20 protein-coding genes are annotated in these 14313 nt (G+C 66.6%); 6 read left to right on the top strand and 14 right to left on the bottom strand.

What is annotated here, in order from left to right:
* The 9 genes from VGV58_RS15535 to soxY form a co-directional block, all read right to left on the bottom strand.
* A partial coding sequence (locus VGV58_RS15535) for a c-type cytochrome (protein WP_326874905.1) occupies positions 1–294 on the bottom strand: 294 nt, incomplete at its 3' end.
* A 69-nt stretch (positions 295–363) separates the two neighbouring features.
* Positions 364–1638, bottom strand: coding sequence for an FCSD flavin-binding domain-containing protein (locus VGV58_RS15530; protein ID WP_326874904.1), 1275 nt, complete (start codon positions 1636–1638; stop codon positions 364–366).
* Positions 1639–1684: 46 nt separating this feature from the next.
* Positions 1685–2212 carry a DsrE family protein gene (locus tag VGV58_RS15525; protein WP_326874903.1) on the bottom strand — a complete coding sequence of 176 codons (528 nt, stop codon included), beginning with the start codon at positions 2210–2212 and terminating at the stop codon, positions 1685–1687.
* A gap of 32 nt (positions 2213–2244) precedes the next feature.
* On the bottom strand, positions 2245–2562 hold the full coding sequence (locus tag VGV58_RS15520) for a c-type cytochrome (protein WP_326874902.1): 318 nt from the start codon (positions 2560–2562) through the stop codon (positions 2245–2247).
* Positions 2562–3299 (bottom strand): c-type cytochrome, encoded by a 738-nt coding sequence (locus VGV58_RS15515; protein ID WP_326874901.1) that lies wholly within the window; start codon positions 3297–3299, stop codon positions 2562–2564. Before VGV58_RS15515 ends, VGV58_RS15520 begins: the two co-directional genes overlap by 1 nt.
* Positions 3283–4557, bottom strand: coding sequence for a sulfite dehydrogenase (gene soxC / locus VGV58_RS15510; RefSeq protein ID WP_326874900.1), 1275 nt, complete (start codon positions 4555–4557; stop codon positions 3283–3285). Before soxC ends, VGV58_RS15515 begins: the two co-directional genes overlap by 17 nt.
* A 43-nt stretch (positions 4558–4600) precedes the next feature.
* Positions 4601–6298: a thiosulfohydrolase SoxB gene (gene soxB / locus VGV58_RS15505; protein ID WP_326874899.1), complete on the bottom strand. Its 1698-nt coding sequence runs from the start codon at positions 6296–6298 to the stop codon at positions 4601–4603.
* Positions 6299–6391: 93 nt separating this feature from the next.
* Positions 6392–6721, bottom strand: a complete 330-nt coding sequence (soxZ, locus tag VGV58_RS15500; protein WP_091837539.1) for a thiosulfate oxidation carrier complex protein SoxZ — start codon at positions 6719–6721, stop codon at positions 6392–6394.
* Between the two features lie 42 nt (positions 6722–6763).
* Positions 6764–7228 carry a thiosulfate oxidation carrier protein SoxY gene (gene soxY / locus VGV58_RS15495; RefSeq protein ID WP_326874898.1) on the bottom strand — a complete coding sequence of 155 codons (465 nt, stop codon included), beginning with the start codon at positions 7226–7228 and terminating at the stop codon, positions 6764–6766.
* Positions 7229–7441: 213 nt separating this feature from the next.
* Between soxY and soxA the strand changes: the two genes are divergently transcribed.
* The 3 genes from soxA to VGV58_RS15480 are packed head-to-tail and all read left to right on the top strand — an operon-like array spanning position 7442 to position 9762.
* Positions 7442–8233, top strand: a complete 792-nt coding sequence (gene soxA / locus VGV58_RS15490) for a sulfur oxidation c-type cytochrome SoxA (RefSeq protein WP_414643986.1) — start codon at positions 7442–7444, stop codon at positions 8231–8233.
* 11 nt (positions 8234–8244) lie between these two features.
* Positions 8245–8853, top strand: a complete 609-nt coding sequence (gene soxX / locus VGV58_RS15485; protein ID WP_326874896.1) for a sulfur oxidation c-type cytochrome SoxX — start codon at positions 8245–8247, stop codon at positions 8851–8853.
* Positions 8854–8871: 18 nt separating this feature from the next.
* Positions 8872–9762: an MBL fold metallo-hydrolase gene (locus VGV58_RS15480; protein ID WP_326874895.1), complete on the top strand. Its 891-nt coding sequence runs from the start codon at positions 8872–8874 to the stop codon at positions 9760–9762.
* Positions 9763–9772: 10 nt separating this feature from the next.
* On the opposite strand, the gene VGV58_RS15475 is transcribed toward VGV58_RS15480, so the two are convergent.
* The 3 genes from VGV58_RS15475 to VGV58_RS15465 are packed head-to-tail and all read right to left on the bottom strand — an operon-like array spanning position 9773 to position 11560.
* Positions 9773–10846: a YeeE/YedE family protein gene (locus VGV58_RS15475; protein WP_326874894.1), complete on the bottom strand. Its 1074-nt coding sequence runs from the start codon at positions 10844–10846 to the stop codon at positions 9773–9775.
* A gap of 28 nt (positions 10847–10874) precedes the next feature.
* On the bottom strand, positions 10875–11255 hold the full coding sequence (locus tag VGV58_RS15470; RefSeq protein ID WP_091837552.1) for an ArsR/SmtB family transcription factor: 381 nt from the start codon (positions 11253–11255) through the stop codon (positions 10875–10877).
* A complete protein-coding gene (locus VGV58_RS15465) occupies positions 11252–11560 on the bottom strand; it encodes a thioredoxin domain-containing protein (protein ID WP_326874893.1) in 309 nt (102 codons plus the stop codon). The genes VGV58_RS15470 and VGV58_RS15465 overlap by 4 nt, the downstream gene beginning before the upstream one ends.
* 161 nt (positions 11561–11721) lie before the next feature.
* Between VGV58_RS15465 and VGV58_RS15460 the strand changes: the two genes are divergently transcribed.
* A complete protein-coding gene (locus tag VGV58_RS15460; RefSeq protein WP_326874892.1) occupies positions 11722–12240 on the top strand; it encodes a thioredoxin family protein in 519 nt (172 codons plus the stop codon).
* 19 nt (positions 12241–12259) lie between these two features.
* On the opposite strand, the gene VGV58_RS15455 is transcribed toward VGV58_RS15460, so the two are convergent.
* Together VGV58_RS15455 and VGV58_RS15450 are read right to left on the bottom strand one after the other, a co-directional pair.
* Complete coding sequence (locus VGV58_RS15455) at positions 12260–12799, bottom strand: chromate transporter (RefSeq protein WP_326874891.1); 540 nt, start codon at positions 12797–12799, stop codon at positions 12260–12262.
* Between the two features lie 7 nt (positions 12800–12806).
* Positions 12807–13355, bottom strand: coding sequence for a chromate transporter (locus VGV58_RS15450; RefSeq protein ID WP_326874890.1), 549 nt, complete (start codon positions 13353–13355; stop codon positions 12807–12809).
* A gap of 193 nt (positions 13356–13548) precedes the next feature.
* Here VGV58_RS15450 and VGV58_RS15445 point away from each other — a divergent pair, with 193 nt between their 5' ends.
* Together VGV58_RS15445 and VGV58_RS15440 are read left to right on the top strand one after the other, a co-directional pair.
* Entirely contained in the window at positions 13549–13815 is a 267-nt protein-coding gene (locus VGV58_RS15445) for a heavy-metal-associated domain-containing protein (RefSeq protein WP_326874889.1), read from the top strand.
* Between the two features lie 8 nt (positions 13816–13823).
* Entirely contained in the window at positions 13824–14303 is a 480-nt protein-coding gene (locus tag VGV58_RS15440; protein ID WP_326874888.1) for a DUF411 domain-containing protein, read from the top strand.
* The last annotated feature ends 10 nt before the right edge of the window (positions 14304–14313 follow it).

Genomic DNA, 14313 nt, shown 5'->3' with positions numbered 1-14313 from the left:
GGTGCCGGGGATCTTGGCCTTGGGATCCCGAATGTATTCGGCGAAGACCGCCTCGTCCCAGGTGATGTTGGCGCCCTTGTTGGCGGTCGAATAGCTGTAGCCCTCGACCTCGCCGGTATGGCGGCCGAACAGCCCGTTGAGCTGCGGACCGACCAGGTTCTTGGCGCCTTCGCCGATCTGGTGGCAGGCCCGGCACTTGTTCCACGAACGCTCGCCGGCCGAGACGTCCTGCGCCTGGGCGCTGGTGGCGAGGAAAGCGGCAGCAAAGGCAGCAGCGACGGCAGGCAGTTTCATGCGTTTGGGACCCTGGTGAGGAAGGAATGCTCGGCGCGGCCTCCCGAGGCGGCCACGCGGTGACTGGATTCAGCTGAACATGTCGGCGGTGATCGCCGCGTACCAGCCGATGTTCTCGGCCTGGTTTTCCTTGCGCAGTTCGGCGCTTTCGCGGGGCTGCGAGACGAAGGTCTCGGCTGCCGCGATCTTGCCGTCCTTGGGCTCGTAGCGGCCGCCCACCTTGATGGTGTCTTCGGTCTCGATCAGCGACCAGCAGGTGTTGATGTAGCGCGCCGGGAAGGTGCGACCGCCAGCGAGCTCGCCGCGGATCACCATCGCCGCGACCTTGGCCTGGCTGTTGGCGGAGAAGGCGGATTTGGGCATGTCGCCGCCGATGCAGGCATCGCCGAGCACGAAGATGTTGGGATCGGCGACCGATTTCATCGAGGCGGGGTCGATGGTGCAGTAGCCGCCAGCCGGCGCCAGGCCCGCCGAGCGGGCGATCTCGCCGGCCATCTGTGCCGGGACGACGTTGACGAAGGCGCAGTCCTTGTAGGTCTCGAAGCCGGTGACGACGGTGTTGGTCTTGGGGTCGACCGACTTGATGCCGTCATGCACCTTCGGCCCAAGCCATTCGATCATGGCGCCGTAATGCTTCTCCCAGCCCTCCTGGAAGACGCCCTGCTTCGAGAAGCTGTCCTTCGGATCGAGGATGAAGATCTTACAGTCGCGCCGGCCGGTCGCCTTGAGCACATGGGCGAACATCGATGCCCGCTCATAGGGGCCGGGCGGGCAGCGATAGGGGTTGGGCGGGGCGATCATCAGGATCGTACCGCCATTTGGCACCGCCTCGAGCTTCTGCCTGATCAATTGCGTCTGCCGGCCGGGCTTCCAGCCATGCGGCATGGCCTCCTCGACCTCCTTCGACCAGCCAGGGACGGAATCGTATTTCAGGTCGATGCCTGGCGAGACGACGAGCCGGTCATAAGGCAGGCGATCACCGGTCGAGAGCACGACCTCCTTCTTGTCGCGGTCGATCTGGGTGGCGCGGGCGCGGGCCAGCGTGATGCCATGGTTCTTCGCCAGCGCGTCATAGCGATGGCTGATCTCCTCATAGGACTTGAAGCCGCCGATGAAGAGGTTGGAGTGAAAGCAGGTCTGGTAGACCTCATTCTCCTCGACCAGCGTCACGGCGATGGCGCCGTTCGAATCCTTGGCGATGTACCGAGCCGCGGTCGCGCCGCCGGCGCCACCGCCGATCACCACGACGCGCGGCTTGCTCTGGCCGAGCACGGCCGGCGAGGCGATGGCGAAGCTGCCTGCAGCAGCGAACCCGGTCAGGAATGTGCGGCGGCTGGTCGACATGCTTTCCTCTCCCCTTCCCATCCTTCGCGCAGTCCTCTTGCGGGCCCTATCCGACCTTCAAATAAGCAAAACCCTTAGCCTGCATCGCGGCGACGGCGGCGACGCCGGAGGGCACGAAGCTGACGAACTCGGCCTTGCGCGCCTTGCTCTTGTCGATCTTCAGCCGGGAGAAGGTGATCTCGCAGAGATGGACCTTCAGCCCGTTCTTGGCGACATCCTCGACCCGCTCGAAGATCTTCGGGATCGCGGCGGCCTCCTCGCTCCAGCTCGTGCCGTCGAGGTTCTCCAGGAAGAACTTCACGCCGGCGCCATGCGCGACGATGGCGAGCTGCAGTGCGAACGGATCGGCGCCATAGGCGGAATAGTGGTTGGCGATGTTCTGCAGCATCTGGATGAAGCGCTGCGGATCGCCGAAATCGCAATGATAGAGGCAGGCGATATCGGCCTCCTTCTTGAGGTCGGCGAGCGCCGTCTGCCGGGGCGCGGCGAGCGCTGGCGCTGCGACCGCGACGACCCCGCTGGCCGCCGCCAGCATCAGCGCCCGGCGCGAAGCCTGCTGGGTTTCCTCCGACATCATGACCTCCTCGGCTCGGGCCATATGCCCGGCTACGGATTGGGCTTCAGACCTTCATAGTAAGCGGCCAGCGCGGCGATCTCCTCGCTGGAGAGCTTGCCGGCCACCGCCTGCATCACCTGATTGTCGCGCTGGCGCTGCCGATAGGCGTTCATCAGCGCGACGAACTGCTCGGCCGGATGGCCGACGATTGCCGGAATGCCGCCGACCTGCTTGCCGCTGCTCTGGTGGCAGCTGGTGCATTCGGCGGAGAGATATTCCCCCAGCGCCCTGTCCCCGGCGGCGTTCGCCGGGACGCAGGCCAGGACGAAGCCGAACACCGCGAGACGGACGGCGCCGGCTCCTCGCATCAGTCGACCTTCGGCGCCGTCTTGGAATCCGGGGTGACGTCGAGGATCACCGCCCGTCCGGTGATCTTCACCTCCGGCTTGCAGTTGGTCATGCACGGCTCCTTGCCCCAGAAGGCCTTCTCCGTGGTTTCGCGGTCGTCGTCGTAGAAGGCGGCCGCGTTCGGCAGCTTCACACTGGTAAAGTTCTTATCGGACAGTTCGAAGTCCTCGTCCTTCACGATGTCGTTGAGGTAGAGCAAATAGGCGGTGACGGCGTAGAGCTCGTCCGGCGACAGCGACTGGGCGTTGCCATAGGGCATGGCGCGGCGGACATAGTCGAACACCGTCGAGAGATCGGGCCAGAACGAACCGATCGTCTTCTCAGGCCTGTCGGATTTCAGCGAGCCCATGCCGCCGGCCAGCACCGGCCAGCGATTGTTGCCCTGGCCGAATTCGCCATGGCAACTGGCGCATTGCGCCTGGAAGATCTCGTCGCCCTGCTTGACCGTGCCCTTGCCGGGCGGCAGGCCCTTGCCGTCGGGGCGGACCGAGATGTCCCAGGCCTTGATCTCCTCCGGCAGCGCCTCGCGGCCGAGGCCGAGCTTGGCCGCCGGCGCTGGAGCCTGGGCAGCCTTGGCGGGCGGATGCGCTTGAGCCTGCTTGGCTGCCGGCTTGGTCTGGGCGATCAGCGGCGCCGCGGCCAGCACGGCGATCGCCGCTAGCCCCGCGAGCAGGACGGGATTAACCGATCTCGACATTTTCGGTCTCCCCGTTCGCCTTCACATGCCAGGTCTGGATGCCGTTGTTGTGGTAGATCGAGTTGGTGCCGCGGATCTTGCGCAGCTCCTCCTTGGTCGGCTGGAGATAGCCGGTCGAATCCATGGCGCGCGACTGGATCAGCAGGTCCTGCCCGGTCCAGTCGAAATCGACATAGAAGCGGGTCAGCGACTTATCGAGCACCGGTCCGTCGATCCTGGCGTGCTGCCAGTTCTTGCCGCCGTCGAGGGTGACGTCGACGCGTTTGATCGTGCCGCGCCCCGACCAGGCGAGGCCGGAGAGGACGTTGCGACCTTTCTGCTTCAACGGTGCCTGCGGAGATGGGTTGGTCACCACCGATTTGGCGTCCATGAAGAAGGTGAAGCGACGCGAGCGGCCATCGGCCAGGAGGTCGGTGTATTTCGAGGTCTCCTCACGCGCCTGCCAGGGCTGGTCGCCGACCTCGATGCGCCTGAGCCATTTGACCCAGAGATTGCCCTCCCAGCCGGGGATGACGGCGCGCAAGGGATAGCCCTGCTCGGGCCGCAATGCCTCGCCGTTCATGGCGAAGGCGATCAGCACGTCGTCGAGCGCCTTCTCGATCGGCAGCGAGCGGTTCATGCCGGAGGAATCGGCCCCCTCCAGCATCAGCCACTTCGCGTTGGTCTTCACCCCGGCCTCGGCCAGCAGCAGCTTCAGCGGCACGCCGGTATACATGACGTTGTGGACCATGCCGTGGGTGAACTGGCAGCCATTGAGCTGCGCGCCTCGCCACTCCATGCCGGAATTCGCCGCGCATTCGAGGAAGTGGATGCGGTTCTGCCGCGGCATCCGCCTGATGTCTTCCATGGTGAAGACCAGCGGCTTGTCGACGAGGCCATGGATCATCAGGCGGTGATTGGCCGGGTCGATGTCGGCGATGCCGCCGTGATGGCGCTCGAAGCAGAGGCCGGACGGGGTGATGATCCCATCCAGCTCGTGCAGCGGCGTGAAGTTGACCGAGGATTCGGGCGAGGCCGTCAGCCAGGAGACATCGCGGCGGATCACGTTCTTCTCGAAGCGCGACGGCGTGCCATAGGGCCGCTTGTCGACGCCCTCGCCGAGATAGCGGCTCCAGTCCTGGACCTCGGTGATCAGCGGATCGGGCTTGGCCGTTTCGGCGCGGGCGAGCCCGGTGCCGGCGAGGCCGGCTCCGGCGACCGCGGCCCCGCCGAGGAAGCGGCGGCGGCTGAGCGGATCGGGCTTTGCGGGAGAGGTCATGCCTCGTCTCCTTGCTCTTTGACGAGCGTGATGGCGGAGGCGCTCATGCCCCGCTCACCTTCACGGCATCGTTCGGCTTGATGGTGATGGTCTTGGCCGCGGCGACATGGTCGCGGACCACGTCCCAGATCGGCGGCCCCTGCGTGCCCTCGTTGACGCTGGCCCAGCCGGCGACGACATATTTGCGGGAGGCGTCGATCGGCTTGCCGGATTTGAGATGGGTCAGGCCGGAGATGCGGCTGCCCATCGGCTTGCCGACATCGATGGCGTAGCCCATGCCGCCGATGCGGACCATGTCGCCGCCGCCCTGGAAATAGGGGTCGGGGTGAAAGATGTTGTCGGCGACGTCCTCGAGGATCTCCTTGAGCTGCGCGCCGGTCATCTCCATCCGGTAGCAGTTCGGATAGGTGATCGCGGTCGCGTTGGTGATCGCCTCCCAGGTGACCGCCTCGCCCGGCAACAGCGAACCGCCCCAGCGGAAGCCGGGCGAGAGCGCGATCTCGGCGTCGCGCTGGCTCAGCATGGCGCCGCAGATCAGGTCGTCGAAGGTGCCGTTGAAATTGCCGCGCCGGTAGAGCAGCGAGTCGGTGCGGCCGATCTCCTTCGCCAGTTCGGCGGCATAGGGTGCACGCAACTTGGTCACCAGCGCCGCCATCTCCGCATCAGGGGCGATCGCATCGGCGAAGACCGGCATCAGCTTGAAGCGGATATCGGCGACCTTGCCGTCCTTCACCGCGATGTCGAGCCGCGAAACGAACTTGCCATGCGAGCCGGAGGCGACGAGGGCAGTCTGCCCGACGCGGATAAGCCCCGGCATGGCGTCATGGGTATGGGCGGTCAGGATGACGTCGATGCCCTTGACCCGGCTCGCCAGCTTGCGGTCGACATCGAAACCGTCATGCGAGAGCAGCACGACGATCGCGGCGCCCTCGGCACGGGCTTCCTCGACCTGCTTCTGGATTTCCTCCTCGCGGATGCCGAATTCCCAATCCGGGAACATCCAGCGCGGATTGGCGACGGCGGTGCGCGGCAGCGCCTGGCCGATCACCGCGACCTTGACGCCGCCCTTCTCGAAGACCTTGCGCGGCGGGAAGACCGGCTCGTTCCATTCCTTGTCGCGGATGTTCTGGGCGAGGAAGGCGAAGGGCGCGGCCTCGACGATCTCCTTGACTCGCTCGGCGCCGAGCGTGAACTCCCAGTGCGAGGTCATCGCGTCGAGCTTCAGGGCCGACATCACGTCGACCATGTCCTGGCCCTTGGTCTGGAGCGAACTCCAGCTGCCCTGCCAGGTGTCGCCGCCGTCGAGCAGCAGGACCTTGTCGTCGCCGCGCTCGGCCCTGACTGCCTTGACCAGCGTCGCGATCCGGTCGAGCCCGCCCATCCGGCCATAGTTGCGGGCAAGCGAGACGAAGTCGTCCGAGGTCAGCGCGAAAGCGTCGGCCGAGCCGGCCGCGATCTTGAAATGCTCGCGGAAGGCAGCGTCGGTCAGATGCGGCGGCAGGCCCTTGACCTCGCCGACGCCGAGATTGACCGCGGGCTCGCGGAACTGCAGCGGCATCAGCTGGGCGTGGATATCGGCCACATGCAGGATGGTGACCTGGCCCTGCGGCTCGAAGCGCAGGATATCGGCCTGCGACAGCTTCTGCTGGGCCGCGGCGCGCCCGAGCGGGCCGAGGCCGGAGGTGGTCGTCAAGGCCGCGGCGACCGCCGTCGCCTGCAGGAAGTCTCGTCTCGAGATCATGACTCATCCTTTGGATGCGCGCACATCGCGATCCAGGGAATGCAAGGCGAAAGGCGCCGCCGGAGGCCGGCGGCGATACGATTTCAAAAAGGCTCAGCCGACCGTCAGCTTGTTCTTCGAGGTGTATTCCGAGCCGTCGTCATCCTTCCAGGTGAAGGTGAATTCGCCCGATTCGGTCGCCTTGAAGAAGAAGGACTGGTAGGGATTGGCTGAAATCGCCGAGAACCAATCGGCCGAGAAGACCGGCTTGCCGTTGAAGCTCGCCGAGAACTTGTTGATGATCTTGCGCGGAATGGTCTCGCCCTTGGCGTCCTTGCGCTGACCGGATTCCATCTCGTGCGAGATCAGCGTCTTGATCTCGATGATCTCGCCGGCGGTGGCCTTGGCCGGAACGCGCACGCGCGGCGTGGGCTTGGTGGTCATGGGTGTTTCCTCGCCTTGTTCTGGTCGGTTGTCGGCGCGGCGTCAGCCGCCGCAGCCGCCGATCGTGACCTTGATGTTGGCCTTGGCCGTGTGCAGAGCGCCGTTCGACATCTCGGCGACGCAGATGATGTCCTGCGTCTGCGCGAGCCGCATGCGCGTCGCTGCCGAGGCCTTTCCGCAGGCCGGGGTGAACTGGTAGCTGACGACGCCCGGCAGCGGATTGCCTTCGGCGAAGACGTGCACGGCCTTGACGTAGTCGGCCTCGGTCATCGGGCTCTCGATCTCGACATTGATCGGCACGACCAGTCCGTTCTCGGCGATCTCGGGCACGTCGAGCTTGATCTTGCCGGAAGCCATCGGCTTGTCGCCGTAGAGCTTCTTGATCTCGGCAGCGACCGCCTTCTCGTCGGCGAAGGCGAGCTTCGGCGCGATCGCGGCGGCGGCGAGAGCCCAGGCGGCGGCCTTTACCGCATCGCGGCGCGACAGCGTCGACGGTTGGGTCTGCATGCGAGGGCTCCTCCCTGGAATTCGTCTTGTTTTAAGGCTTGACGGCGCCGCGCCGGGTCGCCAATCATTTGCACGTATCGTGATATTGTTTTTTGTGAATGTAAAGCCCCCGAGAGGGCCAGCGACCAAGCCGCAGCATAAGCGGCTGTAGAGGAAACGAAAGGGCGAGGGATGAAGCTTCCGATCCTCGGAGCGGCCGCGTTGGCGGCCGTCATGATCATGGCGGCCGGGCCGCTGACCGCGCAATCGCCGCCGCAGGACGACAGCGAGAAGGAGATCGAGCGCTATCGCCAGATGCTCTCCGATCCGTTCTCGAATCCGGGCTTCCTCGCGGTCGATCGCGGCGAGGGCCTGTGGGCGGAGAAGCGCGGCAGCAAGAACGTCTCGCTGGAAGGCTGCGATCTCGGCGAGGGGCCGGGCAAGCTCGAGGGCGCCTTCGCCAAGCTGCCGCGCTATTTCGCCGACGCCGACAAGGTGATGGACACCGAGCAGCGTCTGCTCTGGTGCATGGACAAGCTGCAGGGGCTCGACACCAAGGAGGTCGTCCTGCGCCGCTTCTCCGGCCCGGCGCGGGCATCCGACATGGAGGACCTCGTCGCCTTCATCGCCAACAAGTCGAGCGAGATGAAGATCCAGCCGCAGCTCTCCCATCCCAAGGAGAAGGAGATGGCGGCGGTCGGCGAAGCGCTGTTCTACACCCGCGGCGGCGTCAACGACTTCTCCTGCGCCACCTGCCATGCCGAGGAAGGCAAGCGCATCCGCCTGCAGGGCCTGCCCAATCTCTCGGCCAAGGGCAAGGCCGCGCAGGAGACGATGGGCACCTGGCCAACCTATCGCGTCTCGCAGAGCGCATTGCGGACGATGCAGCACCGGCTCTGGGACTGCTATCGCCAGCAGCGCTGGCCGGTGCCCGAATACGGCTCCGAGGCCCTGACCGCGCTCACCGTCTTCCTGCAGAAGCAGGCCGAAGGCGGCGAGATCAAAGTTCCGTCGATCAAGCGCTGAGGGGAAACGTGATGATCAGGACATTCATTCCCCTCGCGGCCTTGCTGCTCGCCTCAGGGGCCGCCAGCGCCCAGGAGCGCCCGGCCCAGGCCGTGATCGACGCCTATCTGAAGTCGACCTTCGGCAAGGCCTCGGCCGAATGGCAGGCCAGGATCAAGCCGGACGACTCGCTCGCCGTCTGCAACACGACTCGCAACAACCCGTCCTCGGCCGAATCCGACGCGATGCTGAAGCGCGAGAGCGCCCGCGTCGTCTATCCCGCTGACGGCAAATTCCTCGGCGACTGGAAGAAGGGCTATCAGGTCGCCAATAACGGCCGCGGCGGCCAGTTCTCCGATCCGCCGGGCACGGTCGCCGGTGGCAACTGCTTCGCCTGCCACCAGCTCGACCCGAAGGAGGTCAGCTACGGCACGCTCGGCCCGAGCCTGTCCGCCTACGGCAAGGACCGCAAATACGATCCCGAGACGATCAAGGACGCCTACACCAAGATCTACAATTCGATGGCGGTGGTGCCCTGCTCGAACATGCCGCGCTTCGGCGTCAACAAGGTGCTCGACGAGCAGCAGATCAAGGACGTGATGGCCTATCTGTTCGATCCGGAATCACCGGTGAACAAGTAAGCCTTGCCGGAGCAGCCCATGCTGACGCGTCGCCTGTTCGTCACTGCCGGCGCCTGCGCCCTCGCCTCACCGGCCCTGGCGCAGGTCGTGGCGACGCTCGGCTCCGGCGATGAGACGCTGACCGTCCTCAGCGACGGCAGCTTCGAACTGCCGCTCTCGATGCTGGCGCGCGATATCGCGCCGGCAGAGCTCGCTGCCGAGGCGAAGCAGAGCGGGCCGACGCGCTCGGTGCTCAACGTCACCTGCCTGAAGCGCGGCAAGGACGTCATCCTGTTCGATTGCGGCTCGGGCGCGAACTTCCTGGCCGGCTCCGGCAAGCTCGCCGAGAGCCTGAAGGCCGCCGGAATCGAGCCCGATGCGGTGACGCATGTGCTCTTCACCCATCTCCATCCCGATCATTTCTGGGGTGCGCTCGACGAGTTCGACAGCCCGCTCTTTCCCAATGCGCGCTGGCTGGTGGCCGCGCCCGAGATCAGGTTCTGGACCGATCCCAAGGTCTATGCGGGGCTGCCCGAGGACCGGCACGCCTTCGCCGCCGGGGCGCAGCGCATCGCCAAGGAGCTCGGCGACAAGCTCGAGCGGGTCGAGCCCGGCCGCGAATGGCTGCCGGGGATCGAGGCGGTGGCGACGCCAGGCCACACGCCGGGCCATATCTCCTTCGCCTTCAAGGCGGCCGGCGGCCCGGTCATGGTGCTCGGCGATGCGCTGACGCATCCGCTGGTCTCGTTCGCACGGCCGGACTGGCGGCCCGCCTCGGACCAGGACGCCGATCTCGCCGTCGCAACGCGGCGCAAGCTGCTCGACCGGCTTGCCCAGGAGAAGGGGCAGATCATCGGCTACCATCTGCCCGGCGCCGTCGGGCGCGTCGAGCGACAGGGCACGGCCTATCGCTTCGTCGCGGCCGGCTGATCGCAAGCCATCAGCCGCGCTGCCACAGCCCCCTGATCGAGCCTTCGACCAGGAAGGCGATGCCGATTCGCGCGCCGATCATCATGCCGGCGATCGCCAGCGGCCAGGACAGGGCCAGCATCGAGCCGGCCGAGATGCCCTGCCCGATCGTGCAGCCGCCGGCGAGCACGCCGCCACCGCCCATCAGCACGGCGCCGAGGAGATGGCGGCGCATCTCGCGGTCGTCGTCGAAGGCTTCCCAGCGGAACTCCCGATCATAGAGCGCCGACAGGAACGAGCCGAGCGTGACGCCGGCCAGCGTGCCGATGCCGAATTCGAGCAAGGCGGCAGGCGCGCTCAGCACGGCATAGAGCGCCCGCCCGACCGGCGAGACGAAGGTCAGGCTCTGCGCCCGCGGCACGGTGGCGAAGGCGTCGACCGCAACGCCCGTCACCCACCAGCCGACAACGACGGCAAGCCCGAGCGTCGCACCCGCCAGCAGCAGCCGAGGCGAGCGTCGCAGCCTTGGATCGATGGCAACGATGGCGATGAGGACGAGTGCGCCGGCTGCGGTGATCAGAAGACGCGCGGCGGGAGCGCCAAGATAGGTCATAATCCCTGCGAGGTCGCCCTTGAGGCCGCCGGGCAGCGGCCAGTAGACCTTCTCCAGCACCTCGATCCGGATCGGCGCGAACATGCCGCGCAGCGTCGCATAGGCGACCGCGCCGAAGACCATCATCACGATCAGGCTGCGCAGGTCGCCGGAACCGAGGCGGATCAGCGAGCCGAAGCCGCAGGTGCCGACCAGCGCCATGCCGAGCCCGAACAAGGTGCTTCCGACGATGATCGAGAGCCAGGGCAGCGCCGGCTGCACATAGGTCGAACTCGCAGGATCGAGCAGATGCAGCCCGATCAGCGCCTGCGTGCCGATCAGCGCGATCGCCAGGGCAAGGCCGAAGATCCGCAAGCGGCGGGTGTCGCCGCCCATCCAGGCATCCTCGACCGCTCCGAAGGAGCAGAGCCGGGCGCGACGGACGGTGAAGCCGCAGATCGCGCCGACGCCGACACCAGCCAGTGCCGCGCCCCAGGCCGGCAGCTCGATCATGGCAGTCGCCGCTGGCGGCTATGGTTGCTCACGATTTGCCGGCTTCGGGTCCAGGCGGGTTGCAGAAGATGTCGTAGATCACGGCAATGACACGCCGGACATCGTCGCTGGCGAGGCTGTAATAGATCGCCTTGCCGTCGCGGCGGGTGGTGACGAGTTGGTCGAGCCGCAGGCGCGCGAGCTGCTGCGAGACCATGGGCTGGCGCAGCGAGAGCAGATTCTCGAGCTCGGTCACCGTCCGTTCCCGCTCGGCGAGCAGGCAGAGCAGCAGCAGCCGGTTCTCATGCGAGAGGGCTTTGAGGAAATCGCTGGCCTTGCGGGCCTTGCGCATCAGCTGGTCGAGCTCGGGCGAGAACTCGGCGCCGTCGCGCAGTTCGGTTTCGAGCGCTTTCGAGACGATCGCGGTCATTGGGTCTGTGCGCCTGATCGTTGAACCTGAGGAGTCTCAATGACAGCAACCAGCCGCCCGAGCAAACCCCAGAACATGTCGTCGTTGAGATAGCCGGTGATGCGGCCGACCTCCTGGCCATCCTCGACCAGCACGAAGGTCGGCGTCGCGATGACCGGCTCGCGCAGACCCTCGCCGCGGACGCCGCCTGCCGGCAAGTCGATCCGGCGCAGCGGCGCGGCCCTGCCTTCGGGCGTCTTGGCATAGACCGGTGCGACCTCGCGCTCGAAGCGGACGCAGAAGGGGCAGCCATTGCGCGTGTACATCACGAGCTCAGCCGCAAAGGCCGGCAGCGACAGCAATAGCGGCAACGTGAACGCCGCCGCCAGCCCCGCGCGATATCGCCCGCTTGCAATCATCGGCCGAACATAGTCGTATTCATATGTTTATACCAGAGCCCGCCGAGGCTCGGTGCGGAGGCGATGCCATGATCACACGACGCAGCCTGCTGGCGAGCACGATGGTGGCCATGGCGGCATCGCCGGCCCTGGCCAAGGCCAAGCTCGGCGAGGACGGGCTCTACCAGGAGGACTGGTATCTCGAAAGCTTCCTCGATCTTGCCGACGACCTGACCAATGCGAGCCAGGGCGGCAAGCGCTTCGTGATTCTCTGGGGGCTGCGCAATTGCCCGGCCTGCCGGCGCATGCACGAGGTCCATCTCGCCGACCCCGCGATCGAATCCTATATCCGCGACAATTTCGCGGTATTGCACCTCAACATCCTCGGCGCCCGCGAGGTCACCGATTTCGATGGCAGCAAGCTGACCGAGAAGGCGCTGGCCAAGCATTACGGCATCGAGGGCACCCCGGCGATCCAGTTCTTCCCGACCAGCACCGCCGGGCTCGCGGCGAAAGCGCCCAAGGACCGCGAGGTCGCGCGCATGGCCTCGCTGCCGGAGCCGCAGGCTTTCATCGCCCAGTTCCGCGCCGTCAGGAACGGCGTGTGAGGTCGGAACGTCTGATCTTCTAGATCAACGCCAGCATGTGCAGGCCGACGAAGCAGCCGGCCCCGGCTCCGATCAGCAGCAGCGGGTTGACCGGGGTCAGCATCAGAAGCGCCGTCGAGACCAGCGCAAGGCCACGCGCGAACCAGCCGCCGTCGAGCGCCTGGATCAGGACATAGCTCGCCGCCAGGATCATCCCGGCTGCGACCGGCCTGAGGCCGGTTTCCAGCGCGGTCAGGATGCGGGCGCCCTGATAGCGCGACCAGAGGCTGGTGACGGCATAGATCAGCACGGCGGTCGGCCCGAAGATGCCGACCGTCGCGGCAAGCGCCCCCCAGAACCCGGCGATCTGCCAGCCGATCAGCGTCGCCAGCAGCGAGCCCGGGCCGGGCGCCAGGCGGGCGATGGCGAAGGCGTCAACGAATTGCGAGGCGGTCAGCCAGTGGTTCACGTCGACGATCTGGCGATGCATGTCGGCGATCGCGCTCTGGCCGCCGCCGATCGTGACCAGCGACAGCGGCAGGAAGACGATGAGGATGCTGAAGGCGGTGGGCGGCATCATCGCGTCCTCAGGCCTGATGGTAGGCGACTGCGACGCTGAGCGAGCCGATGCCCAGCACCGTCCAGAGCAGCGGCCAGTGCAGCACCACGACCGCGATGAAGGTCGCGGCCATGACGGCAAGCGGAAAGACCCGCCGCGGCACGCGCCGCGCCGCCGTCAGCCCCATCGCCAGCGACAGGCCAATCGCCGCAGCAGCCGCGCCGTCGAGCGCGACATGGCTGAGCTCATAGCCGGAGATCGAGGCGAAGGCGCTGCCGATCAGGACGATAACGATCGCGGCCGGAACGATGATGCCGAGCCAGGAGGCAGCGGCGCCGGCCCGCCCGGCGAGCCTGTAGCCGATCCAGATCGCCATATTGGTGACGTTGACGCCCGGCAGCGCCTGCGCGATCGAGAGGCCGTTGAGGAAATCCTCCTCGCTCAGCAGGCGGCGGCGCTGCACGAACTCCCGGAGCATCCAGCCGCTGAGGCCGCCGCCGAAGCTGGTCAGGCCGATGCGGGCGAAAATCAGGAAGAGCTGCAGCGGCGTCGGCCGCGGGGCTTGCGTCTCGGACATGGGCGTTCGTGGCTGCGGCGTCGCTCGCGCGAACAATGCAGGCTTTGCGCCGCCCGGCCAGCCCCATGCCGCATATCCGGCATGAGTCCCACGGCGTGGTCGGCACCGGCAACAAAAGTGCAAAAGGCGCTTGACCTTACCATCGTTGGAAGGTGCAGGGTGTGACAATCGTCAAACGAAGGACCTTGCCGCCATGTGCTCCTGCCAGCAGCATTCGACCACCACCTCGGCCGCGGCGCCCGCTCCCGGCGGGGCCATCAGCTTTCACGTCGAGGACATGACCTGCGGCCATTGCGCCGGCACGATCAAGCAGGCGATCGAGGGCAAGATTCCAGGCACCTCCGTCACCGCCGACCCCGGCTCGAAGCTGGTCAGCGTCGAGGGCAGCGCTGACATCGCCGCGATCAGGTCGGCCATCACCGCGGCCGGCTACACGCCGAGCGCGGAACTGGTCGGTTGAGGCGGGACATGGCGAACGAGCTCAGCCTCTCCCGCCGCGGCCTGCTGTTTGGCGCCGCCGCATTCGGGCTGTCGCGCCCGACGGGTGCCGCCGAGGCCTTGCCTAAAATGGTCGTGACGCGCGATCCGAACTGCGGCTGCTGCGGCAACTGGGTCAAGCATGTGCAGGCCGCCTGCTTCCCGGTCGAGGTAATCGAGGTCGCGGACGTCGCGCCGCTCAAGCTGAAGCTCGGCGTGCCCGATGCGCTCGCCTCCTGCCACACCGCCGAAATCGGCGGCTATGTGCTGGAAGGTCATGTCCCGGCGCAGGCGATCAAGCGGCTGCTCGCCGAGAAGCCGAAGGTGATCGGCCTCGCCGTCGCCGGCATGCCGGTCGGCTCGCCCGGCATGGAAGTGCCGGGCCAGGCACCCGACACGTATGACGTCGTCGTCTTCTCGTCCGGCCGACAGAACGTCTTCGCACGCTATCGCGGAACGCAGCCTATCTGATGCCTCGCTG

This window comes from Allobosea sp., from assembly GCF_035944895.1.
Classification (GTDB): domain Bacteria; phylum Pseudomonadota; class Alphaproteobacteria; order Rhizobiales; family Beijerinckiaceae; genus Allobosea.
This window is presented reverse-complemented; position numbering and strand designations above follow the sequence as displayed.